Annotated in this window: 22 protein-coding genes; 11 read left to right on the top strand and 11 right to left on the bottom strand. The window is 75.2% G+C overall.

Going from position 1 to position 21,788, the window contains the following annotated elements:
- Nucleotides 1-4: 4 nt before the first annotated feature.
- The 5 genes from ACGF3A_RS34915 (at nucleotide 5) to ACGF3A_RS34895 (ending at nucleotide 4,466) form a co-directional block, all read left to right on the top strand.
- The gene (locus ACGF3A_RS34915) at nucleotides 5-478 is read left to right on the top strand and encodes a hypothetical protein (RefSeq protein WP_393734470.1); all 474 of its coding nucleotides are present in this window, start codon (nucleotides 5-7) and stop codon (nucleotides 476-478) included.
- A gap of 96 nt (nucleotides 479-574) precedes the next feature.
- Nucleotides 575-1,549: an ATP-binding cassette domain-containing protein gene (locus ACGF3A_RS34910; protein ID WP_393734670.1), complete on the top strand. Its 975-nt coding sequence runs from the start codon at nucleotides 575-577 to the stop codon at nucleotides 1,547-1,549.
- Nucleotides 1,546-2,343: an ABC transporter permease gene (locus ACGF3A_RS34905; protein ID WP_393734469.1), complete on the top strand. Its 798-nt coding sequence runs from the start codon at nucleotides 1,546-1,548 to the stop codon at nucleotides 2,341-2,343. The genes ACGF3A_RS34910 and ACGF3A_RS34905 overlap by 4 nt, the downstream gene beginning before the upstream one ends.
- A 70-nt stretch (nucleotides 2,344-2,413) precedes the next feature.
- A complete protein-coding gene (locus ACGF3A_RS34900; protein ID WP_393734468.1) occupies nucleotides 2,414-3,241 on the top strand; it encodes a class I SAM-dependent methyltransferase in 828 nt (275 codons plus the stop codon).
- A gap of 253 nt (nucleotides 3,242-3,494) precedes the next feature.
- The gene (locus ACGF3A_RS34895) at nucleotides 3,495-4,466 is read left to right on the top strand and encodes an ornithine cyclodeaminase family protein (protein ID WP_393734467.1); all 972 of its coding nucleotides are present in this window, start codon (nucleotides 3,495-3,497) and stop codon (nucleotides 4,464-4,466) included.
- On the opposite strand, the gene ACGF3A_RS34890 is transcribed toward ACGF3A_RS34895, so the two are convergent.
- The 5 genes from ACGF3A_RS34890 to ACGF3A_RS34870 all read right to left on the bottom strand — a co-directional run bounded on the left by ACGF3A_RS34890 (nucleotide 4,432) and on the right by ACGF3A_RS34870 (nucleotide 10,164).
- The gene (locus ACGF3A_RS34890) at nucleotides 4,432-5,355 is read right to left on the bottom strand and encodes a ketopantoate reductase family protein (RefSeq protein ID WP_393734466.1); all 924 of its coding nucleotides are present in this window, start codon (nucleotides 5,353-5,355) and stop codon (nucleotides 4,432-4,434) included. The two genes, ACGF3A_RS34895 and ACGF3A_RS34890, sit on opposite strands and share 35 nt — an antisense overlap.
- A 56-nt stretch (nucleotides 5,356-5,411) precedes the next feature.
- Entirely contained in the window at nucleotides 5,412-5,621 is a 210-nt protein-coding gene (locus ACGF3A_RS34885; RefSeq protein ID WP_393734669.1) for an SCO4225 family membrane protein, read from the bottom strand.
- A 61-nt stretch (nucleotides 5,622-5,682) separates the two neighbouring features.
- A complete protein-coding gene (locus ACGF3A_RS34880) occupies nucleotides 5,683-6,396 on the bottom strand; it encodes a response regulator (RefSeq protein WP_393734465.1) in 714 nt (237 codons plus the stop codon).
- The gene (locus ACGF3A_RS34875; protein WP_393734464.1) at nucleotides 6,393-8,720 is read right to left on the bottom strand and encodes a sensor histidine kinase; all 2,328 of its coding nucleotides are present in this window, start codon (nucleotides 8,718-8,720) and stop codon (nucleotides 6,393-6,395) included. Before ACGF3A_RS34875 ends, ACGF3A_RS34880 begins: the two co-directional genes overlap by 4 nt.
- Before the next feature lie 64 nt (nucleotides 8,721-8,784).
- Entirely contained in the window at nucleotides 8,785-10,164 is a 1,380-nt protein-coding gene (locus ACGF3A_RS34870; RefSeq protein ID WP_393734463.1) for a cytochrome P450, read from the bottom strand.
- Nucleotides 10,165-10,497: 333 nt separating this feature from the next.
- On the opposite strand from ACGF3A_RS34870, the gene ACGF3A_RS34865 reads away from it, so the two are divergent.
- Nucleotides 10,498-12,522: an ATP-binding protein gene (locus ACGF3A_RS34865; protein ID WP_393734462.1), complete on the top strand. Its 2,025-nt coding sequence runs from the start codon at nucleotides 10,498-10,500 to the stop codon at nucleotides 12,520-12,522.
- Between the two features lie 122 nt (nucleotides 12,523-12,644).
- Entirely contained in the window at nucleotides 12,645-13,484 is an 840-nt protein-coding gene (locus ACGF3A_RS34860) for a hypothetical protein (RefSeq protein ID WP_393734461.1), read from the top strand.
- Nucleotides 13,485-13,500: 16 nt separating this feature from the next.
- Here ACGF3A_RS34860 and ACGF3A_RS34855 read toward each other — a convergent pair whose 3' ends face one another.
- The gene (locus ACGF3A_RS34855; RefSeq protein WP_393734460.1) at nucleotides 13,501-14,091 is read right to left on the bottom strand and encodes a TetR/AcrR family transcriptional regulator; all 591 of its coding nucleotides are present in this window, start codon (nucleotides 14,089-14,091) and stop codon (nucleotides 13,501-13,503) included.
- Between the two features lie 140 nt (nucleotides 14,092-14,231).
- Here ACGF3A_RS34855 and ACGF3A_RS34850 point away from each other — a divergent pair, with 140 nt between their 5' ends.
- Nucleotides 14,232-14,741, top strand: a complete 510-nt coding sequence (locus ACGF3A_RS34850) for a hypothetical protein (RefSeq protein WP_393734459.1) — start codon at nucleotides 14,232-14,234, stop codon at nucleotides 14,739-14,741.
- A 9-nt stretch (nucleotides 14,742-14,750) separates the two neighbouring features.
- Nucleotides 14,751-15,581: an aminoglycoside 6-adenylyltransferase gene (locus tag ACGF3A_RS34845; protein ID WP_393734458.1), complete on the top strand. Its 831-nt coding sequence runs from the start codon at nucleotides 14,751-14,753 to the stop codon at nucleotides 15,579-15,581.
- Between the two features lie 25 nt (nucleotides 15,582-15,606).
- Here the strand turns inward: ACGF3A_RS34845 and ACGF3A_RS34840 are convergent, their stop codons facing one another.
- A complete protein-coding gene (locus tag ACGF3A_RS34840; protein WP_393734668.1) occupies nucleotides 15,607-16,023 on the bottom strand; it encodes a hypothetical protein in 417 nt (138 codons plus the stop codon).
- Nucleotides 16,024-16,030: 7 nt separating this feature from the next.
- Nucleotides 16,031-16,996: an alcohol dehydrogenase catalytic domain-containing protein gene (locus ACGF3A_RS34835; protein ID WP_393734457.1), complete on the bottom strand. Its 966-nt coding sequence runs from the start codon at nucleotides 16,994-16,996 to the stop codon at nucleotides 16,031-16,033.
- A gap of 180 nt (nucleotides 16,997-17,176) precedes the next feature.
- Here ACGF3A_RS34835 and ACGF3A_RS34830 point away from each other — a divergent pair, with 180 nt between their 5' ends.
- Nucleotides 17,177-18,235: a methyltransferase gene (locus ACGF3A_RS34830; RefSeq protein ID WP_393734456.1), complete on the top strand. Its 1,059-nt coding sequence runs from the start codon at nucleotides 17,177-17,179 to the stop codon at nucleotides 18,233-18,235.
- Between the two features lie 7 nt (nucleotides 18,236-18,242).
- Here the strand turns inward: ACGF3A_RS34830 and ACGF3A_RS34825 are convergent, their stop codons facing one another.
- The 3 genes from ACGF3A_RS34825 to ACGF3A_RS34815 form a co-directional block, all read right to left on the bottom strand.
- Nucleotides 18,243-19,175, bottom strand: coding sequence for a DMT family transporter (locus ACGF3A_RS34825; protein WP_393734455.1), 933 nt, complete (start codon nucleotides 19,173-19,175; stop codon nucleotides 18,243-18,245).
- On the bottom strand, nucleotides 19,172-19,579 hold the full coding sequence (locus tag ACGF3A_RS34820) for a hypothetical protein (RefSeq protein WP_393734454.1): 408 nt from the start codon (nucleotides 19,577-19,579) through the stop codon (nucleotides 19,172-19,174). Before ACGF3A_RS34820 ends, ACGF3A_RS34825 begins: the two co-directional genes overlap by 4 nt.
- Nucleotides 19,580-19,656: 77 nt before the next feature.
- Nucleotides 19,657-20,754 (bottom strand): helix-turn-helix domain-containing protein, encoded by a 1,098-nt coding sequence (locus tag ACGF3A_RS34815; protein WP_393734453.1) that lies wholly within the window; start codon nucleotides 20,752-20,754, stop codon nucleotides 19,657-19,659.
- A gap of 97 nt (nucleotides 20,755-20,851) precedes the next feature.
- Here ACGF3A_RS34815 and ACGF3A_RS34810 point away from each other — a divergent pair, with 97 nt between their 5' ends.
- Complete coding sequence (locus ACGF3A_RS34810) at nucleotides 20,852-21,757, top strand: alpha/beta hydrolase (protein WP_393734452.1); 906 nt, start codon at nucleotides 20,852-20,854, stop codon at nucleotides 21,755-21,757.
- Nucleotides 21,758-21,788: the final 31 nt, after the last annotated feature.

Below are 21,788 nucleotides of genomic sequence, written 5' to 3'. Positions count from 1 at the left end.
TGCCATGAACGAGCAGCGCCGCCAGATCCTGGAGATGCTGGCCGAGGGGAAGATCACCGCGGACGAGGCCGAGCGGCTGATCGACGCCTTGCAGCGCGAACAGCCCGGTGCCGGGACCGGATCCGGGGTCGAGTCCGGGGCGCGGGCGGGGGCGCAGGCGGGGGCGACGTCCCGCACGAAGGGCCGTCCCAAGTACCTGCGCGTGGTGATGGACGCGGAGGACGAGACCGGCCCCGACGGCGCCAGTCGGCTGAACATCCGTATCCCGCTGCAGCTGCTGCGCGCGGGCGTCCGACTCACCGCCCTGCTCCCGCCGGTGGCCATCACCAAGGTCAACGCGCAGCTGGACAAGGCCGGTGTGCCGATCGACCTCGCCGAGCTGAAGCCGCAGCACCTTGAGGACCTGGTCGAGCACCTCGACGACATGATCATCGACGTCAACGACCCCAGCTCCACCGTGCGCGTCTACTGCGAGTGACGGCCCGGGCCGCCCACTCCTCACCTCACGTCACCTCACCTCACCTAAGCCTTCAGTTTCGAGGGGGAACCCCTGATGGCTTCATCTGTCATGCCCATGCCCATGTCCAAAAACGGTGAAGGCGGCGCCCTCCCGGCGCCGCCCGCCGTCTCCGCCGTCGGCCTGCGCAAGGCGTACGGCGACAAGACCGTCCTCGACGGCATCGACCTGCACATCCCGGAGGGGTCCGTCTTCGCGCTGCTCGGTCCGAACGGAGCGGGGAAGACCACCGCCGTGAAGATCCTCTCCACCCTCATCCGCGCCGACGGCGGACAGGCCCAGGTCGCGGGCCACGACGTGGCCACGGCTCCGGACGGGGTACGGGCCGCGATCGGGGTCACCGGTCAGTTCTCCGCCGTGGACGGACTGATCACAGGCGAGGAGAACATGCGCCTCGTGGCGGACCTGAACCACCTCTCGCGGAGCGAGGGCAGGCGGGCCGCCGCCGAACTGCTGGAGCGCTTCGACCTCGTCGAGGCCGCGGGCAAGCCGGTGCAGAGCTACTCCGGCGGCATGAAGCGCCGCCTCGACCTCGCCATGACCCTGATGGGCGGCCCGCGCATCATCTTCCTCGACGAGCCGACGACCGGCCTCGATCCCCGTTCCCGGCACTCGATGTGGGGCGTGATCCGGGAGCTGGTGGCGGGCGGCGTCACCGTCTTCCTCACCACCCAGTACCTGGACGAGGCCGACGAACTCGCCGACCGTATCGCCGTGCTGAACGACGGCGGGATCGCCGCCGAGGGCAGCGCCGAGGAGCTCAAGCGGATGATCCCCGGCGGGCACATCAGCCTGCGCTTCACCGATCCGGCCGCCTACCGGAGCGCCGCCACCGTGCTGCGCGGGGCGACGCCGGACGACGAGGCACTGGTGCTGCAGGTCCCCAGCGACGGCGGCCAGCGCGAACTGCGCGTGATCCTCGACGGGCTGGACTCCGCCGGTGTCGAGGCGGACGAACTGACCGTGCACACGCCCGATCTGGACGATGTGTTCTTCGCCCTGACGAGCCGGCCTGAGGAGGCCGTCCGATGAGTGCCCTGCCCCTCGCCGTACGCGACTCGTCCACGATGCTGCGGCGCAACCTGCTGCACGCGCGCCGCTACCCGTCCGCGACGCTCAACCTGCTGCTGACGCCCGTCATGCTCCTGCTCCTCTTCGTCTACATCTTCGGCGACGCGATGAGCGCGGGCATCGGTGGCGGTGGCGGTGGCGCGGACCGTGCCGACTATGTCGCCTACATCGTCCCCGGCATCCTGCTGATGACCGTCGGAAGCACCACGATCGGCTCCGCGGTGCACATGGCCATGGATATGACCGAGGGCATCATCGCCCGTTTCCGCACGATGGCGATCCACCGCGGCTCGGTGCTCATCGGGCACGTCGTCGGCAGCGTGCTGCAGGCGGTCATGAGCGTGGTGCTGGTCGGGGCCGTCGGCGTGGCGATCGGCTTCCGCTCCACCGACGCCACCGTCCTGGAGTGGCTGGCGGCCTTCGGGCTGGTCGCGTTCTTCTCCCTGGCGCTGACGTGGATCGCGGTCGGGGTGGGCCTGTCCAGCCCGAACGCCGAGGCGGCCAGCAACAGCGCCATGCCGCTGATCCTGCTGCCGCTGATCTCCAGCGCGTTCATCCCGGCGGAGACGATGCCGGGCTGGATCCGGCCGATCGCCGAGTACCAGCCCTTCACCCCGGCCATCGAGACCCTGCGCGGCCTGCTGCTGGGCAGCGGGATCGGCCACAACGGCTGGCTGGCGCTCGCCTGGTGCGTGGGCCTCACGGTCCTCGGCTACGTCTGGTCCAGGGCCCTGTTCGACCGCGACCCGAAGTAGGCCGGGGTGGACCGAGCGGCAGCCGCGACCTTCGGTTGACGAGTGGGCATGTGCCCATCATAGTGGGCGCATGCCCACTCCACGCTGGACCGAGAAGCCGCACGAACAGCGGGCCATGGCCGAGTCGTTCGGCGCCGACGCCGCGCGGTACGACAGGGCCCGGCCGCGCTATCCCGAGGCGCTGGTCGAGCGGATCGCCGCCGAGGCACCCGGGCCCGAGGTGCTCGACGTCGGCACCGGTACGGGCATCGCCGCCCGGCAGCTCAGGGGCGCCGGATGCCGGGTGCTCGGGGTCGAGCCCGACGCGCGGATGGCGGAGGCGGCCCGGCGGGCGGGGGACGAGGTCGAGGTGGCGGCGTTCGAGGAGTGGGACCCCGCGGGCCGGACGTTCGACGCGGTCGTGGCCGGGCAGGCGTGGCACTGGATCGACCCCGTCGCGGGCGCGCGCCAGGCCGCGCGGGTGCTGCGGCCCGGGGGCCTGCTGGCGCCGTTCTGGAACGTCTTCGCGTTCCCCGCCGAGCTGGGCGAGGAGATCGCCGACGTCTGCCAACGGGCCCTGCCCGACGCGCCGTTCGACTTCCGCGCCGTGGCGACGGCGGGCCTGGACGCGCACCCGCCGCTCCTCGCCACCGTGGCCGACGGGATCGACGAGGCGGGCGGCTTCGACGCCACCGGCACCAGCACCTGGCGGTACGCGTGGGAGTGGACGTACACGCGCGACGCCTGGCTCGACCAGATGCCGACCCAGGGCGCGTTCACCCGGCTCCCGCCGGAGAGGCTGGCGGAGATCCTGGAGGGCGTCGGCTCCGTGATCGACGCGCGCGGCGGCGGCTTCACGATGCGGTACGCCACGTTTGCGGTCACCGCTCGCCGGAGCGTACGCCTGTCCGCCGTATAAGGGTTGCCCTCTCTCGTGGCCGCTGGGCAGGGGCTGCCCCTGCCTGTCCGTCGCAGACCGCGGGTTGTGGACGGTTGCGCGCGCAGTTCCCCGCGCCCCTAGAGGTACGCGGCGCTCCTCGGAGCGCCCCGTCAGGGGCGCGGGGAACTGCGCGACAAGCCACGACGCGGCCGCAGCCTGCAATGCACAGACGGGGCAACCCCTGCCCAGCAGCCACCTGTGCGCACGGCACGCGGTGCGGTGGACTGGGGGCATGCAACCGACCGAAGACCTGCCACCACTGCTCGGCGGGGACGCACTCCGGGCGCTGTGTCCGCCCGCCGCCGCGATCGACCCGCTCCGCGAGGCGCTGCGTTCGGGCCTGGACCCCTCGACGGCCCCGCCCCGTACGCACGTTCCGACGAGCGCGGGGCAGCTGCTGCTGATGCCCGCCGAGCACGGCTCCTACGCCGGGGTGAAGATCGCCGGGGTCGCCCCCGGCAACCCCGCCCTCGGACTGCCCCGCATCACCGGCCTCTACCTCCTCCTCGACGCGGCCACGCTGCGCCCCCTCGCGCTGCTCGACGGTCCGCAGCTCACGCTCACCCGGACGTCCGCCGTCTCGGCCCTCGCCGTCGACCACCTGGCCGCGCCGGACGCCGACCGGATGCTGGTGCACGGCACGGGCCCGCAGGCGCTGGCCCACGCCGCCGCCGTCCACGCCGTACGCCCGCTGCGCCGCCTCGACGTGGTGGGCAGGCGGCCCGAGGCCGTCGCGGAGTTCGTCCGTGCCTGCGCGGCGCTCGGCCTGCCAGCGCGGGCCGCCGACTCCGCCTCCCCGCGCGGCGCGGACCTCGTCGTCTGCTGCACGTCCGCCACCGGGCCGCTCTTCGACGGCGCGGAACTGGAGGAGCACGCCACCGTCGTCGCGATGGGTTCGCACACCCCGGACGCGCGGGAGACGGACGACGCGACGGTGCGGCGCGCGACCGTCGTGGTCGAGGACGTGGGCGCGGCCCTGCGCGAGGCCGGGGACATCGTGATCCCGCACCGCGCGGGGCTGCTGCCCCGGGAACGGCTGCACACGCTCGCCGACCTCGTCACGGGCCGCTTCGAACCGCCCGCCGGGCCCCGGTTCTTCAAGTCGGTCGGCATGGCGTGGCAGGACCTCGTCGTCGCCTCCCGTATTCACGAACGGAGCCGGGACCGGGTCACCGAGTCGCCAGCTCCGTCATCAGGCGGGTGAGGACCGGGACCGGGACGTCGTGCCGGGCCGCCGCGCGGAGCACGGCGCCGCCGATGGCGTCGAGTTCCAGGGGGCGGCCCGCCTCCGCGTCGCGCTGCATGGACGACTTGGTGGCCGCGGGGAACGCGTCGTAACGGGCGAGGACGTCGGCGGCGTCGGCGGGGGCGCCGCAGGCGCGGCTCACGGCGGCGGTCTCCGCGACGAGCGCGGCCAGCTCCTCGCGACGCCCCGACCCGGACCGGGCCTCGCCGAGCGGGATTCCGTAGCGGGTGGTGATCAGCGCGACGGGGCCCAGGAAGACCAGCTTGGCCCAGAGGACGGCGCTCTCCTCGCCCGCCACCTCCGTGGCCACCCCCGCCTCCGTGAGCAGCGCGGCCAGGGGGCCGAAGCCCTCCGGCGGCGCGGCGGGGCCCGGCTGTGCGAGGGCGATCCGCGCGAACGGGCTGCCGTGCTCGACGACTCCGGGCGCCGTACGCGTCGACTCGACGGTGACGGTGGCCGGAACGACGCTCCGCGCGCCGTAGCGGGCGCGCAGCACGTCCGGGTGCTCGACGCCGTTGAGGAGGGGCAGCACCAGGCCGTCGCCCAGCACCTCGGGCGGTATCCGCTCCAACGCCGCGTCCAGCGCGGTCTGTTTGACGGTGACCAGGCACAGGTCGACGGGCTCCCGCAGCGCGGTGTCCGCCTCGACGGCGGCGTGGAAGTCGCCGAACACGCCGCTGCGCACCCGGATCCCGTCCTCGCGCAGCACCCGCGCGGTCTCCTCGCCCGCCACGCAGATCACCCGGTGCCCGGCGCGGGAGAGCACGGCGGCCAGCAGGCCGCCCACGCCTCCGGGGCCGAGCACGGCGACGGTCCAGGGGCTGCTGGCGGTGGCGGGCTGGGTCATGGCGGACCGTCCTTCCGGGCAGGAGAGCTTGATCCTCAGCGATCCGCCGGTCCCGGTCAATCCGTCCGGCTCAGGGTGCGGGCGCACCAGCCGATGAACAGGGCGTTCACCAGGGCCCCGAGGCCGACGGCGACGAAGAGCATCGAGACGTGGTCCGGCAGTACGAGCAGCACGAGGCTGACCGGCGCGGTGGCGAAGAGCGGGATGACGCCCGCCATGGAGGCGTCGGGGTTGTCGAGGGAGGAGACCACCAGCGCCCAGACCAGCAGCCCCGCGCAGATGACGAGGTACGCGAGGGCGAAGACGCTGCTCAGCGCGCGGCGCTGGTCAGAAGTGGGCCTCGGGCGGGTTCACGCGGGCCAGCCCCAGGTCGTACGCGAGGATCGTGGCCTGCACCCGGTCGCGCAGGCCGAGCTTGCGCAGCAGCGCGTTGACGTGCGACTTGACGGTGCCGACGGTGATGTCCAGCTCCTCGGCGATCTCCGCGTTGTTCAGGCCCGAGGCGATCAGGGTGAGGACGAAGCGCTCCCGCGCGGTGAGCTGGTCCAGGGACGGGGCCTCGCCGTCGTCCCCGCTCCCGCCCTTGCGCCGCTTCCCCTTTCCCTTCCCGGCCTGCGGTCCCGACGCGTAGTGGCCGATGAGGCGGCGGGTCGCGGACGGTGCGAGGACGCCCTCTCCGGCGGCCACGGTCCGGATGCCGTCGAGGAGTTCGGAGGTCTGGACGTCCTTGAGGAGGAAGCCGGAGGCGCCCGCGCGCAGCGCGTTGAAGACGTAGGCGTCGAGGTCGAAGGTGGTGAGGACCAGGACGCGCGGCGCGTTCTCGCGCCCCGTGAGGATCCGGGTGGCCGCGATGCCGTCCAGCTCGGGCATCCGTACGTCCATGAGCACCACGTCCGGTTCCAGCCGTTCGGCGAGGCTCACCGCCGCCGCGCCGTCACCGGCCTCGCCGACCACGGTCATGTCCGGTTCGCCGTCGATGATGGCGGCGAAGGCGGACCGGACGACGCTCTGGTCGTCGACGACCAGCACGGAGACGGTCACCGGTTCTCCTCCTGGGGAAGCGCGGGGGTCGCGGGGTTCGCGGGGGTGGTCAGGGGCAGGCGCAGCAGTACGGCGTCCGGCCGGTCGGCGGTCAGCGTGCCGCCGAGCGCGGCGGCCCGCGCCGCCAGCCTCTCGCGCGCCGCGCGGTGGGCCGCACCCGGGACCCCGGTGGCGGTCAGGGTCAGCTCGCCGCCGTCGGCGTCGAGCACGAGCGTGGCGGGCTCGTCGTTCCCCGCCTCCAGGACGAGTTCGGCGGCGCGGTACGCGGCGAGGTCCACCTCCGCCGACAGCCGCTCCGGCACCCGCTCGGTGACCCGCACCTCGACCTCGCGGCCCGTGGCCCGCCACTGGTGGACGAGGAGGTCGAGGGCCTGGAGGGTGGGCTGCGGCCGCAGCTCCGCGCGGTCCTCCCCGTCCCGCACGGTGTCGAGCAGCGCGCGCATCGCGGCGAGCGCCTCGCGGGCCCGCTCTGCGGTGCGCGACAGCTCGCCGCCCTCGGCGGCCTCGACGACCTCGGCGGTCCGCGCGAGCACCGTCGTCTCCAGCCCGGCGGTGATACGGCGCCGCTCGGCCCACGCGTCCCGTACGGCCTCCTCCGTCCACGCCGCGAGCCGCCCCTCGTGCGCCTCGCGGGCGCCGCGCCGCCGTACGCCGTACCGCGCCCCGGCCCACCAGGCCGCACCGGCGGCCCCCGCCGACGCGGCGGCGGCACCGGCGGCCACGGCCCACAGGGGCCCCGGTCCGTCGTCCACCAGGGCCACGGACGCGGTCGCCGCCGCGGCATGGACGAGAGCCGCCGCCCCGGGCACGGCCAGGCCGGAACGGGCGTCCCCCTCCTCCGCCGCGCGGGCCGCGCACCCCGCGAGGGCGAGGCAGGTGGCGAGGGCGCTGAGCACGGGGGGCAGGACGGCGGGCCCTGCGTAGCCGCTTGCCGCCACGGCGGCGGGCCAGAGTGCGGCGAGGGCGAGCTCGACGCCGAGCGTGGCGCGCGGGGCCCGGCGGAGCCGGAGGAGGGCGAGCGCCTGGGCCGTGGCCAGGAGCGTGAAGAGGACCCCGGCCGGGACGCCGGAGCCGGAGGAGACGGCGTCGTCCCGCAGCACGAGCACCGGGAGCAGCGGCTGGAAGCAGAGCCCCGCCGCCGTGAGGGCCTGGGCGAGGCGGTACGAGCGGGGCACGGACGCCGAAGGGGCCGCGGCCGTACGGCCCGGGAGCAGCGCCCGTACCTCCCAGCCGCCGTCGGCGGTCGGCCCGGTGGCGAGGGTGCCGCCCGCCTCGCGGGCCCGGCCGCGCAGCAGGTTCTGGCCGCGTCCGCCGCCGAGGCCGGAGGGCTCCGCTCCGGCTGCGGGCTCGTTGCGGACCACGACCTCGGTGTGCGCGTCGCCGTACGCGCAGCGCACGGTGGTGGCGGCGCCCGAGGCGTGCCGTACGACGTTGGTGAGGGCCTCGCGCACGATCCCGTACGCGGCGTCGGCCACGGCGCCGTCCGGCAGCGCGTCGATCTCGCAGGTGACCGGCTGGCCCAGGGCGCGGAAACCGGCGACCAGCTCCCGCAGCCGCTCCTCGGGGGCCGGAAGGTCCTCGGCGGAGGGCGCGGGGGCCTTGACCGCGCTCAGCGCGCGCGTCACCTCGCGGCCCGCCGAGGCGGCGAACTCCAGCGCCTCCCCGGCCATCTCCGGACGCCGCTCGCGCAGCCCCACCGCGGCCTCCACCGTGACGACGACCGCCGTCAGATGGTGCGCGCTGACGTCGTGCAGCTCCCGCTCCATACGACGCCGCTCGGCGGCGGGGAGCCGGTGGCGCTCGGCCTCGGCCCGGTGCAGCCGCCGCTCGGCGGTCCGCCGCGCCTCGCGCCGCCGCCGCAGCCACAGGCCGCCGCCGGTGGCCGCCGCGTAGAGCAGGGCCGTGAGGACGAGGGCCAGGCCCTCGCCGTCGCCGGATCCGAGCCCGAGCCCGTGCAGGCTCAGCTCGTGCAGGAGCTGCCAGAGGGCGAGCGTCCCGACGCACAGCAGCGTGGTCGCGGTGTCCCGTTCCAGGGCCACCGTGAGCAGGGCCAGGGCGACGCCCGCCGTGCCGAGCACCGCCAGCGCCCCGGTGGGCAGCGGCGCGGCGCCGAGCGCGCACGCGGCGGCGACCAGCACGAGCACCGGCACGGGCCGGGCGCGGCGGACGGCGAGCGCGACGGTCACCAGCCCGTACACCAGGACGGCCGCGAGCAGCTCGGCGGCCGAGGGCGTGGCGCCGCGCAGCAGCGCGGCGCCGGGCCACACCAGGGCCTGGGCAGCGAGCAGCAGGACCGGGAGGAACCGGTCGTCAGTTCGTTCCATGAGGTCATTCAGGTTAGGCCCCGGCCCGGGGTCCGGTCCTCCCGCCAGAGGGCGAGCGCCGTCTCTATCCCTGGTTGGAGACGGCACCCTCCGTGCGCGGGGTGACGTGCAGGGGGATGTCGTGCGCGGCCCAGAGCACGAACCGTTCGACCGGCACGACCTCGTGCCCCGGCACCGGCCGGAAGCGGAAGCGCTTGAGCAGGACGGCGAGGACCAGCTCCGCCTCGACCATGGCCAGCGCCGCGCCCTCGCAGCTGCGGGGCCCGAGGCCGAAGGGGACGTACGCCAGCCGGTGCCGCCCGGCCGCCTCCTCCGGCGCGAACCGCTCGGGCCGGAACCGCTCGGGCTCCGGCCAGTGCTCGGGGTTCATGTGGAGGGCCCAGAACGGGTAGAAGACCGTCGCCCCCGCCGGGATCTCGTACGCGCCCACGGCCAGCGGCTCGGCCGTCTCCCGCGCGCCGTACGGGCCGGGCGGGTAGAGCCGCATCGCCTCCTTGAGGACCATCTCCAGGTAAGTGAGCCGCCGCAGCTCCGCGTACGTGGGCGCCGCCCGGTCGCCCAGCTCCCTGTCCAGCTCCTCCGCGACGCGCGCCGCGACCTCCGGGTGGCGGCTGAGCAGGTGCAGCGTCCAGGAGACGGCCACGCCCGTGGTGTGGTGCGCGGCCAGCAGCGTCACCATCACGGTGTCGCGGATCCGCACGGGGCTCTCGCCCGCCTCGACGAGCGCCCCGATCAGATCGCTCCTGTCGGTACGGGCGTCCGTACGGGCGTCGGTACGGGCGTCCGTACGGCCGTCGTCGTGGCGGTGCGCCGCGACGACCTCGTCGACCGTCGCGCGCAGATACGCGAGGGCGCGGTCGGCGCGTGCGGCGCGCTCCTCCGGGGTGCCGGGGACGGGCACCTGGTAGAGCCGCCCCAGGTACTCGGTGAGGACCTCCTCGAAGGCGTGGATCACCCGCTCCGGGTCCGGAGCGTCGCCGCCCAGCGCGTACTGGCAGATCATCCGCAGCGTCAGCGCCGTCAGGTCCTTCTGCGAGGCGACGGGCGCCGCCTTCCCCTCCGCCGCCCAGCGGTCCGCCAGCTCCGTCGCCAGCGCGGTGAAGCCCGGGAAGTGCCGCTCGTGGGACGGGCGTCCGGCGAGCACCGAGAGCAGCGTCCGGCGCCAGGGGGTGTGCTGCTCGGGGGCGAACGTCTGGAGGTTCTCCGCCTCGCACAGCGGCGCGAGGAACGCGAACAGCTCGTCCGGCCGCTCGTCGAGATGCGCCGTGGCCTCCAGCAGCACGGGGTCGGCGACGGAGACCGCCGTCTCGGCGCCGGGGAGTTGGAACCGTACGACGGGGCCGTACTGCTCGTGCAGCCGCAGCTGGTACGTGTGCAGCCCGCCCGCGGCGGTGACGGCGCCCACGCCGCCGTCCGCGCGGGGCTCGGGACCGGGGATCTGCATGACCACGCCTCCTCGATGGGGGAACGGGGGAGCGGGGGACGGAAGTCCCCCGCCCACACCTTGCTACCGCCGGGCCGGAACGCGCAGCCGCACGGTGCTCGAACTGTCCGTTTCGCAGGCCTGTTGTGCCGTGCGGGGGTTCGAGTGGTCGTTTCGGGGTGTGATTCGCGTGGCTGGGGCGCCACTTGGCGCGGGTGTGGGGCGTTGGGGTAGCCGTGGTGCGGTGGCAGTGACGGTTCTGCACCGGGGCAGCGGCCCCGGGACGAGGGCGCCGCTCCGGATGCCGTGCCCGGCGGGCACGGTGTCACGAGCACGGTCTGGAGAGTGGCGAGAGTGTGGACACGCATCGGCGATCCCGAGGCCCCGCCCGGCTCGCAGGGGTGGGACCAGGGCTGGGAGCCCGGCCTGGTCGGCCGCGAGCGCGAGACGGAGGAGCTGCGCGAACTGCTGGCCGGATGCCGGGTGGTGACCGTCACCGGCGCGGCCGGGGTGGGCAAGAGCCGCCTGGCGGCGACGGTGGTGGCGGCGACGGGCGACGGGCCGTGGCGGCATCTCGTCCCGGTACGGCGGCACGGCAGCGGCGCGGGCGACCACGGCAGCCTGGCCTCGGCGGTCGCCGCCGCCCTGGACGGCACGCGGCCCGGCAGGGAACCGGCCGACGCCACGACCGTCGCCGCTGAACTGCCCTCGGGAGCGCTGCTGTTCCTCGACGACGTCGATCCCGTGCACGGCGAGTGCGTGGGCCTCGTGCAGCGGCTGCTGATGACGGTGCCGGACGTGCGGGTGCTGGTCACCTCGCGCCGGGCGCTGGGCCTGGGGGACGAGCACGTGCTGCGGCTCGCGCCGCTGGCCACCGAGGCGCCGTTCCCGGACGGCGGTACGGCCCCGGCCGTGGAGCTGTTCGTCGAACGGGCACGGGCCGTGACGCCCGGCGCGTGCGCCGACGAGGCGGACCTGGACGCCGCGGCGCGCGTGTGCGGGCTGCTGGAGGGCGTGCCGCTCGCCGTCGAACTGGCCGCCGCGCAGACGGTGTGCCGCCCCGTCGGCGAACTGGCCGCGCTGCTGGAACGGGACCAGGGCTGGCTGAACAGCCCGCGCCCCGTGCTGCGGCGGCACCGCTCGCTGCGCGAGGCCGTCGGCGCCAGCTATGTGCTGTGCGACCGCGAGGAGCGGATCGTGTGGGCCCGCGCCAGCATCCTGCCCGGCACCTTCGCGGAGGGCACGGGCGGCTTCGTGTGCGGCGGCAACGGCGTCGAGCCCCGCGACGTGGCGGGGTGCCTCGCCCAGCTCGCCGCCTGTGGCGTGCTGGAGCCGCTGGGCGACCCCGGCGGCGTCCACGAGCCCCGCTACCGGATGACGCGCGCCGCACGCGACTTCGGGCTCGAACGGCTGCGGGAGGCGGGCGAGTTCCCCGTCGCCGCCGAACGCCGCAAGAGCCACTGCCGCCGCATGGCCGCCGTCATCGAGAACCTGTGGCACACCGGAAACCAGGACCAGGCCGTCCGCTTCCTCCTCGGCGAGCACGACAACCTCACCGCCACCGTGCGGCACGCCGTCGAGGAGCCCGAACACGTCGAGGCCGCGCTGGAGATCGTGCTCGGCCTCTGGTTCTGGTGGACGGTGCACGACCGCGCCGAGGAGGGCCGCGAACTGCTGCTGCGGCTGCTGCCGCTGTGCCCGGACGAGAGCAGGTCCGCCGTGCGCGTGCAGTGGCTGGCCGCCTGGCTCGGCGCGGCGAGCGACCCCTCCACCGCCCGCGCGCTGCTCGGCCGCGCCTGGCCGGCCGCCGTGCTCGCCGGGGACGACGCGGCCGTCGGCCGTATCGCCTACGTCGAGGGCGTCCTCGCGCTGCACCGGGACGACCCCCGGGCCGCCGCGGGGCACTTCCAGGAGGCCGCCGCCACCATCCCCGACCACGCGCTGGGCGGCCCGTCGCCCGCCGTCGGCGAGGCCGCGCTCGCCCTCGCCCAGGCCGACTTCGCCCCCGCCGCCGCACGCCTCAGCGCCCGCCGCGCCCTGGCCCGTGTCGGGATCCGCGACGACGCCTGGGCCACGCTCGTCGCCCGTTACGCCCGCGCCGAGGCCGACCGCCGCCTCGGCCGTACGGCCAGCGCCTGGCGCCGCGCGCGCCGGGCCCTGGACTCGCTCGACCCCGTGCTGCCGGTCCCGCGCGGCCACGCGGCGCTCCGCCGCCTGCTCGCCGATCTGGAGACCGGGGCTCCGCTCCGGCCCGCCGCCGCGCGCCACGCCCTCGCCGACGCGCGGCCGGAGGGCGCGGGCCTGCCGGTGGCCGAACGGGCGGGCGACGCCCTCGACGCGGTGCCGGTCTCGCGTAGCGGCCCTGCCGGTCCCGCGTGATCAGGACCCGGTCACTCCCGGACACTTTCGGTCGCCGGACGCCCGCGCGTACGGGACCCCCTCCGCAGTCCCCCTAGCATGAACGCCCGCGAACGGGACAACAGGGAAAGCACGGGGCACAAGTGAACGAAGAGAAGTCGCCGGCCGGTGACGGGACGTCGTCCGGGGACGTGAAGAACGACCTCTCGGACGCGAACGGCGAGCAGATCGTCCAGGCCGGATCGATCGGCACGCTCCACATCCAGGGGGTCCTGGCGTCCCGGCGGGTGCGGTGGCTCCTGGCGGCCGCAGCGGCACTGGCAGTGGCGGGCGTCCTCCTCGTCGCGCTCTCCGTGCACACCGACGGCACGTCCGCGTCGTCCGGCGGCGGCGAGGACGACGGCAAGGGCGGGGACCGGCGGGCCCAAGTGGCCGCGCACGCGGGGTCGGAGCGACCCGGGCAGGGGGAGCCGGGGACGTCGCCGCGCGCGTCCGCGACCCCGCTCCCGCCGCCCCCGCGCGAGCGGGACGCGGAGCCGCACGCGGAGTCCGGGCCCGCCGGGGACGCGGTGCGCGAGCCCGGCGCGGACGCCGGGGCGGACTCCGGTTCCGGCTCCGAGCGGCGCGGCCGTTCGGACGAGGCCGAGGAGAAGGCGGAGAAGAAGGCGCCCTTCGCCCACTACGAGACGACGAGCGACCTCGGCCCGGAGATCGTCGGGGGCGCACGGTGCGGGCCGTACTCCCTCTGCGGGTACCGCCGCGCCGGGCACCAGGGGAGGCATGACTTCCGCGCCCCGGAGGGCACTTCGGGCGACACCTGCTACAGCTTCCCGTCCGGCGACCCCGGCTTCGTCTCCGTCGTCAACGGCAGGCACTACAACTACTGGGTCTACGAGGAGCCGCGCTGCAAGGGGGAGCGGTACCTGATCACGGGCTACACCGGCTACCAGGACCGCGCCTTCACCTCGTACAGCAAGACCTGAGCCGTGCCCCCCTGGTTCAGCGGCCGTCCCCGTCCCCGTCCCCGTCGCCGTCGTAGGGCGGGCGCTTCAGCACGAGGTCGGCGGCGTGCGTCCGTACCTCCTCGCGGGACCGGTCCCCGTGCTCCACGGCGAGGAAGTGCTCGCCGATCCGGAGGCAGAAGGCGAGCATGCTGCGGGCCTCGACCTCGGCGGGGTCCGAGCAGAACGTGCCGATCTTCTCCCGCAGCAGGTCCATCCGGCGGTTGTCCACGCGGCGCAGCCGCGCGGCCACGGCGGCGTCGCGGCGGGCCCAGTCGCGGATCGCGAGGTCGATCGGGAGCAGTTCGGGGGAGAGGGTGAGCGCTCCGGCCCGCACGATCTGGGTGCGCGCGTCGCCCCCCTCGTACGCGACGCGGTCGAGCACGGCGTCGACGCTGTCGCGCTCCCAGGTGTCGAGCATGGCCTCCAGGAGCGCGTCGCGGTCGGCGAAGTAGCCGTAGAAGCCGCCCTTCGTGACGCCCAGTGCCTTGGCGAGCGCCTCGACCCGCACCGCGTCCGGGCCGCCCTCGGCCAGGGCCCGCAGCCCTTCGTCGATCCACCTGCTCCTCGGCGTGCGCGTCGCGCCCACGGTGTGCCTCCCGTCACATGCCCCGTTTATACGCAGGCGTATAAACGGGGGTAACCTGCTGATGTACGCAACCGTATGTCAGGCGGAGTGCCGGCCGCACGGCCCGCGCGTTCCCGCCGCTTGCGCAGGGGAGTCCGCACGTGACGCACGTACCCGAGCACGTATCCGAACCCGCCGTCGTCCAGCAGCACGAGATCCCCGCGACGATCAGGGCGCTCAGCCCGCTCGCCGCGCCCGACTACATCGATCTCTTCACCCTCACCACGCCCGAGCCGACGGACGTCCCGCCCGAGCGCTGGGCCCGCGTGGCGTTCGAGGATGTCGCGGGGCTCGGGGGCCAGTTCATCTGGCGGGTGCTCCTCGGGCTCCGGCTCGCGCGCCGCCGACGCTCCAGCCCCACGCACATCGCCGGCTGGCGGATCGCCGGGCGCGGCGAGGACTGGATCCGCGTCGAGGCCCGCTCCTGGATGCTCACCGGGCACCTCGTGGTCCACGTCGACGGCGAGCGGCGGCAGGTCTCGCTCGCGACCTTCCTCCGCTACGACCGTCCCGTCGCGGCCCGCGTCTGGACACCCCTGTCGGCCAAGCACCGCAGCGTCGCGCCAGCCCTGCTGCGCGACACGCGCGAGGCGCTGACGTCACTGGCGTAGGGTGCCGCGATGACGACGCGGCGCACGGAACAGGCGGCTCCGGCGCGGGAGCCCGCCCAGCTCATCGAGCGGATCGCCCAGGTGCTCCGGGACGATCCGCGCGTACGGGCCGCATGGCTGAGCGGCAGCCGGGGCCGCGGTGAGGCCGACGCGTACAGCGACATCGACGTCTGGCTCGTGGTGCCCGCCGGTGAACTGCCGGGCTTCGTCCAGGACTGGCCCGCGCTGTGCGACCGGATCACGCCGACCGTGCTGCGCCAACAGGTGGGCACGGCACCGGTGTTCACGGCCGTCACCCCGGAATGGCTCCGCTTCGACCTCGCCGTCGGTACGCCCGAGGACGTGCCGTCCCGCAGCCGCTCCACGCTGGAGCCGCTCTTCGACCGCGCGGACCTGACCGCCCGGCTCGGGCCCGAGGGCGAGCCGCTGACGCCCGACCCGGCCAGGGTCGCCGCGCTGACGGCCGAGTTCCTGCGCGTCCTGGGCCTGCTGCCGGTCGCGCTCGGGAGAGGGGAGTACGTGGTCGCCGCGTCCGGCACCGGGCTGCTGCGGCAGACGCTGATCCAGCTCATGCGGGAGGACGTCGCCGTGGAGGACCGGGGCGGGGCGCTCCGCCTGGAGGGGCTGCTGCCGCCGGAGCGGCTGCGGACCCTCGCCGCGCTGCCCCCGATCGAGGCGACGCGCGCCTCCGCCGTCGCCGGACACCTCGCCTGCGCCCGCGCCTTCCTGCCCCTGGCCCGGGACCTGTACGCGCGCTGCGGCCTGGCGTGGCCCGGCCCGCTGGAGAGCGCCGCCCGCGCCCATCTGCGCGCCACGCTCGGCCTGGAGCTGGACGCGTAGCGCCGGGGCGCGGGTCTACGTGACCTCACGTACGGGCGATCTCCTCCCGGAGCCGCTGCGTGAAGCGGCGCAGCAGGTCCACCGTCTCCCGGTGCTCGGCCCTGCGGTCGTCCCGGCCCTCGCTGGGCCGGGACTTCCAGACCCGGCGCACGAGGGCGTCGGCGAGTTCGACGGTGCCGTCCGCGCAGAGCAGGTAGAGCGCCGAACGGGCCTCCTGCATGCGGCCCGCCAGCTCGTTCCGCCCCGCGCCGTCGTCACTCAGCCGGGTCTCGCGGAGATGGTCGATCAGCTCGACCACGGCGGTGTTGAAGCCGACCCCGGCCTTGAGCTTCTGCTCGCGCAGCCACATGCGGTCCTGGCGGCGCGCGGTGAACCACGCACCGAACACGACCCCCAGCAGCCCGATCGCGGCCCCGACGGCCACGGGCAGCAGGCCCTCCACGGTCACCTCACCTCCCCTCGCACGTCAGGACGACCTTGCCGAACTTGCCCGGCGCTGCGAGACGGGCGTACGCCTCGGCGTACCGGTCGAGGGGGAAGTCCGCGTCCACCGGCACGCGCAGCCGCCCGTCGGCGAGCAGCGGGACGACCGAGGTGCGGACGAGCTCCGCGAGCAGCGCCTTCTCGGGGTGGGCGCGGCCCCGGATCGTCGTGCCGATCAACCGGCCGCGCACCAGCATGAGGTCGAACATCCGCAGCGGGACCGTCGCGCCCGCCTGGACGCCGACGACGAGGATCGTGCCGCGGCTGCGCAGCAGGCTGACCCGGCGCAGGCACTCCTCCCCGCCGACCAGCTCCACGACCACGTCGTACGGCCCGTGGCGCTCCTCGTCGGCGGGATTGACGACCCCGATCCGCGCGCCGTCCGGGGCCAACGCGCGTACCTTCTCGTGGAGTTCGGGACGCCGCACGCTCGCGACCGTACGCGCCCCGGAGGCGGCGGCGACCTGCACCATGGCCGTTCCGACGCCGCCCGCCGCGCCGGTGACCAGCACCCGGGCGCCCGCGTGCACCCGGGCCTGGGTGACGAGGGCGTCCCAGGCGGTGCTGAACGCCTCCGGGAACCCGGCGGCCTCCCGCCAGGGCAGTCCGTCCGGTACGGGCAGCAGCAGATCGGCGGGGATCGCGATCCGTTCGGCGTGCCCGCCGCCGCCGACCAGCGCCATGACCCGGTCCCCGGCGGAGAAGCCCGTCACCCCGCTCCCCACCCGCTCGACCTCCCCGGCGACCTCCAGCCCGGGCACGTCGGCCGGCCATCCCGGGGGCGCGGGATAGTCCCCGCGCGCCTGTTGCAGATCGGCGGCGTTGAGCCCCGCCGCGCACACGCGCACCACCACGTCCTCGGGCCCCGCCACCGGATCGGGCCGCCGCCCCCACTGGAACCGCCCCTCGGGGCCGATCACCACAGCTCGCATGACGGCACTGTAGGAGGCGCCGGTGGGCGGGGTGTCGGCCGGGCACCCTCGGCCCGCATTCCGCGCACGGGGCGGGCGTACGGGTGAGGGGACTCACCTGAGCGTGCTCGAACGGCCGTGACCTGGGCGTCTTTGCGAGGATGGAGGCTTGCCCCGTCCTCGTACGACAGGAGTGAACCCTTGCCCTCCTCTCCTCGTGACGCCCGGCCGAGCCCTGTTCCCCCGGGTGCCGACGGGCGGGCGCCCGGCGGGCCGTTGTACGACCTGATGTACGGCCACATCTACGCCTCAGCGCTGCGCGCCGTCGCCGAGCACGGCATCGCGGACCTGCTCGCCGACGGCCCCCGCACGGTGGAGGAGCTGGCCGAACGCTCCGGGACCCGGCCGGAGCCGCTGCGCCGGGTGCTGCGGCTGCTCGCCTCGCGCGGACTGTTCCGGGAGGAGCGGGGAACGGTCGCGCTGACCGAGGAGGGCGCCGCCCTGCGGACGGACGTGCCGGGGTCCCAGCGGGCGCCGGTCCTGATGTTCACCGACGAGATGTTCCGCCGCGCCGCCGCCGGGATCCCCGAGACGCTGCGCACGGGCGAACCGGGCTTCGACGCCGCGTACGGCCGCCCGTTCTTCGCGTACCTGGAGGAGACGCCCGAGAAGAGCCGCCTCTTCGACGCCGCGATGACCTCGCGCGCCGGGACGGTGAACGCGCACATCACCGAGGTCTACCCGTTCCCCGGCAGCGGCACGGTCGTCGACGTCGGCGGCGGCCGGGGCGGGCTGCTGCGGCAGATCCTCACCGACGCACCGGGCCTGACCGGCGTCCTCCACGACCGCCCGGAGACGGTCGCCGAGAACCTGCTGAGCACCACCGAGGCCCTCGACGGCCGGTGGCGGGCGGAGGGCGGCGACTTCTTCACGGCCGTGCCCGAGGGCGGTGACCTGTACGTACTCAAGAACATCCTGCACGACTGGCCCGACGCCGACTGCCTCCGCATCCTCCGTACCGTCCGCCGCGCGGCGGCCCCCGGCACCCGGCTCCTCGTCATCGACGCCGTCCTCCCGGACGACGGCACCTCCCACCCCGCCGTCGCGCTGGACCTCGTGATGCTGATGGTCCTGCGCGGCCGCGAACGTACGGCCGACGAGTTCGCCGCCCTGCTCGCCGACGCGGGCTTCCGCCTCACCCGCGTCCTCCCGACCCGTTCGATGTCCTCGGTGATCGAGGCGGAGGCGGAGGCGGTGTGAGGAGGCGTCAGCCGTGTCGCTGCGGCTGCGGCTGCGGCTGCCGCTTCCGTTTCCGTTTCCGCGCCGGGCCGGTGGCGGCGCGGGTGGCGAAGGCCGCGCCCGCCAGGAGCGTCGCGCATCCGGCGAGCTGGAGCGGCGCGGGGTGTTCGCCGAGGACGGCGGCGCCCAGGACCACCGCCCCCGCGGGCGTCAGCAGGAGCAGCGTCGCGCCCATGTGGCTGGGAAGGTGCGGGGAGGACTGGGCGACCAGCAGCCAGCCCACCACCTGGCTGCTGAGGGCCACCGCGAGCAGCCAGCCGAGGGCGGGCAGGCCGGGCGCGAGGTCCAAGCCGTAGCGGACCGCTCCGAGGACGAGCGAGACCACCGTGGCGGAGGCGATGACCAGGACGTACGTCTGCCTGACGTGGCCGGTGCCGCCGCCCCTGCGCAGCAGGAAGAGGAAGAGCGAGTAGCAGACGGCGGCGAGCACGGCGTGCACGGTGCCGAGCGCGGGGTCGCGCCCGACCGAGGCGCCGCCCACCACGCCGCCGGTGAGGACGATGCCGACGCCGAGGACCGGCAGCGTGACCAGGAAGCGGCGGCTGACGGTCTCGCGGTCCACGAGCCACGCCAGCAGCGGTACGAGGACCACCTGCACATTGACGAGCACGGTCGAGAGCCCGGCGCCCACCTCGGGGATGGCCTGCGTCCACAGCAGCATGTCCCCGGCGAAGGCGGCGCCCGCGAGCAGGGCGGTGCGCCGTTCGCGGCGCGGCGGCGGCCCCGCCGCACGGCGCTCCGGAACGGCCAGCAGCACCAGTACGGGCAGCGACAGCAGGCAGCGGTAGAACGAGGCGGTGCCCGCCGCCGTGCCCGACAGGTCCAGCAGGATGGACGAGGCGGACACGCCGAGCGCGCCCGCCGCCAGGGCGGAGCGGGGGTGCGAGGCCGTACGGCTCACGCCTCTTTCCACGGGAACGGGGTCAGGTCGGGGGTGACCCAGGCGGTGCGGGCCTCGGGGGCGGCCAGGGTGGCCGGACGGTAGAAGCGGGTCAGCAGGCGCTTGTCCCGGAGTGCCGGGTTCCGGTCGACGAAGGCGGCGAAGCCCAGCCGCGGTTCCTCCGCGACGTGGTGGGCGACCAGCTCGACCCAGGCCCGGCTGACCGTGGCGTGGTACTTCTGCGGCGCTCCCGCGTAACGGGCCGTGCGCCTGAGCACGTCGCTCACCACGCCGACGGCGGAGGGCATGCCGACGCGGTGGACGGCGAGCCAGGTCAGACGCAGATGAGCGCGGTGGTCGAAGCGCGGGGAGTCCGAGACGGCCTCGGCCGCCAACTCGTCCAGGAGCGCGTCGTGGTCGGCCATGATCGCTGATCACCGGTCCCCAGGAAGAAGGGCAAACGTCAAGCCTACAACCCGACGGCACCGATCCGGTGAGGCTCTCACTCCTCCAGCAGGCGCCACGCCGTGAGGGCGAGCCGGGCACGCAGGAGGCCGGTGGGCTCGGTGAGGTCGAAGTCCAGGGCCTTGCCGAGCTGTTCGACGCGCCGGGCGACGCTGCTGTGATGCAGGTGGAGGAGGTCGGCGGCGCGGCGCAGGGAGCCCGTGGCGCAGTAGGCGTCCAGTGTTTCGAGGGCCTCCGAGGCCGCCGCGTCCTTTGGAGCTCCGGCCGCGACGCGGGCGAGCGCGGCGACGTCGGGGTTCGCCCGCGCGGTCTCCGGCGGGACCTGCGCGAGCAGCGCCAGCGCGCCCAGTTCGGCGTGGTGGACGACCGGTTGGCGCGCGGTGGTGAAGCGGAGCGCGGTACGGGCCTCCCGCCAGGAGCGGTCGGGGCTCTCGGCGGCGCCGATGCCCGCGCGTACGCCGGCCGGGAGCCGGGCGCGGTCGACGGTGGTGGCGAGGACGACGCCGACGTCACCGACCGGCGCCGCCTTGACCGGGCGGGACGGGCAGACCAGGCCGCCGACGCGGTCGAGCGGGACCCGCGTCCGCACGGCGAGGACCTGGACGGGCAGGCCACCGGCGAAGCCGAGCAGCCGCAGGGCCCTGGCCCGCGCGGCCTCGTCGCTGCCGGAGCTGATGACCAGCTCGACGAGGGCGGGGTCGGCCATGGTCGTACGGGCGGGACCGTACCGCTCGACGACGGCCGCCACGGCGAGCGCGAACCGGTCCAGGAGCACGGGATCGAGCGTGCGGGGCGGGCCGGTGCGCTCCAGCCACACCGTGCCGATCTCCTCGTCGTCGAGGGTGACGGGCGCGGTGAGGGAGGGCGTGGGGGCGGGGCCTTGGTCCGGGTCCGGGTCCGGGTCCGGGGCTGGGGCCTGGTCCGGGGCCGCGCGGCCGTCGGGGCCGACGCGGGTCGCCTGCCCGGTGCCGTGCAGCCGGAGACCCGTGACGCACTCGGCGAGCCCGGCCGAGGCCCGGGTGAGCGCCGGGAGGTCCACGCGGCGGCGCATCAGGGTGTCGTAGAACATGACGACGCGAATGGCGCCCTCGACCTGGGAGTCGAGATGCGACAGGCGTTCGGCCAGTGCCTCCATGAAACGGAGGGTAGGCGCCGATCGGCGGGGTGGCCAGGCGGAATGCCCGACGATCGGCGGGTGCCGCGCGGTGCCGGGGGCCGTGAGGATGGACGACATGGATCCCGAACTTGAGGTCTTCGTCCCCCTGTTTCCCCGCACCGACCTGGCAGATCCGGTCGCCGCCCGGAAGAGCTTCGCCGCGCTGGCCGCCGCGATCCCGCCGCTCGACGTGCCGGGCATGGAGATCGAGGACCGCGCGGTCCCGGGCATGCGAGGCGGTCCTGACGTGCCGGTGCGGATATACCGGCCGCAGCGGGCACAGGGCGCCCTCGTCTGGCTGCACGGCGGAGGGTTCGTGATGGGCGGCCTGGACACCGAGGACCCGTGGGCGAGCCGTATCGCGGAGAGTTCCGGCGCCGTGGTGGTCTCGGTGGGATACCGGCTGGCGCCCGAGGATCCGTACCCGGCGGCGCTGGACGACGCGCGAGCCGTCCTGGAGTGGACCGCCGGGCACGCGGACGAGCTCGGGACCGACCCGGAGCGGACAGCGGTCGGCGGACACAGCGCCGGGGGAGGGCTCGCCGCGGCGCTGGCGCTGCGCACGCGGGACGAGGACGGGCCGCCGATCCGCTTCCAACTGCTCAACCAGCCGGGGCTGGACGACCGCCAGGAGACCTGGTCGGCACGGCACTTCACCGACACGCCCTGGATGGACACGGCGAAGATCGCCCGGACATGGGACCACTACCTGGGCGGCGCGACGGCCACGGCGTACGCGGCTCCGGCGCGCGCCACCGACCTCTCCGGCCTGCCGCCCGCCTATATGGCCACCGCGGAGTTCTGCCCGAACCGGGACGAGGACCTCGCGTACGCCGTGCGCCTCCTCCAGGCGGGCGTTCCGGTCGAACTGCACCAGTGGCCGGGCACGTTCCACGGCTCGCAGGCGATCTTGTCGGCCGAGGTCTCCCAGCGGCAGAACGCGGAGCTGGGAGCGGTCCTGCGCCGCGCACTGGCCCCGTGAGCGCGGGGCGAGCGAGAAGCAAGCACACAAG

Origin of the sequence: Streptomyces sp. NPDC048172 (genome assembly GCF_043202595.1) — a bacterium.
Classification (GTDB): Bacteria; Actinomycetota; Actinomycetes; order Streptomycetales; family Streptomycetaceae; genus Streptomyces.
This window is presented reverse-complemented; position numbering and strand designations above follow the sequence as displayed.

Excerpts from the sequence above, each read along its gene's own strand:
- ACGF3A_RS34820 (WP_393734454.1), bottom strand. The coding sequence starts at position 19,579 with ATGGCCGACCACGACGCGCTCCTGGACGAGTTGGCGGCCGAGGCCGTC.
- ACGF3A_RS34875 (WP_393734464.1), bottom strand. The coding sequence starts at position 8,720 with ATGGAACGAACTGACGACCGGTTCCTCCCGGTCCTGCTGCTCGCTGCC.
- ACGF3A_RS34845 (WP_393734458.1), top strand. The coding sequence starts at position 14,751 with ATGACGACGCGGCGCACGGAACAGGCGGCTCCGGCGCGGGAGCCCGCC.
- ACGF3A_RS34835 (WP_393734457.1), bottom strand. The coding sequence starts at position 16,996 with ATGCGAGCTGTGGTGATCGGCCCCGAGGGGCGGTTCCAGTGGGGGCGG.
- ACGF3A_RS34905 (WP_393734469.1), top strand. The coding sequence starts at position 1,546 with ATGAGTGCCCTGCCCCTCGCCGTACGCGACTCGTCCACGATGCTGCGG.
- ACGF3A_RS34815 (WP_393734453.1), bottom strand. The coding sequence starts at position 20,754 with ATGGAGGCACTGGCCGAACGCCTGTCGCATCTCGACTCCCAGGTCGAG.
- ACGF3A_RS34895 (WP_393734467.1), top strand. The coding sequence starts at position 3,495 with ATGCAACCGACCGAAGACCTGCCACCACTGCTCGGCGGGGACGCACTC.
- ACGF3A_RS34910 (WP_393734670.1), top strand. The coding sequence starts at position 575 with ATGCCCATGTCCAAAAACGGTGAAGGCGGCGCCCTCCCGGCGCCGCCC.
- ACGF3A_RS34810 (WP_393734452.1), top strand. The coding sequence starts at position 20,852 with ATGGATCCCGAACTTGAGGTCTTCGTCCCCCTGTTTCCCCGCACCGAC.
- ACGF3A_RS34890 (WP_393734466.1), bottom strand. The coding sequence starts at position 5,355 with ATGACCCAGCCCGCCACCGCCAGCAGCCCCTGGACCGTCGCCGTGCTC.
- ACGF3A_RS34915 (WP_393734470.1), top strand. The coding sequence starts at position 5 with ATGAACGAGCAGCGCCGCCAGATCCTGGAGATGCTGGCCGAGGGGAAG.
- ACGF3A_RS34900 (WP_393734468.1), top strand. The coding sequence starts at position 2,414 with ATGCCCACTCCACGCTGGACCGAGAAGCCGCACGAACAGCGGGCCATG.
- ACGF3A_RS34870 (WP_393734463.1), bottom strand. The coding sequence starts at position 10,164 with ATGCAGATCCCCGGTCCCGAGCCCCGCGCGGACGGCGGCGTGGGCGCC.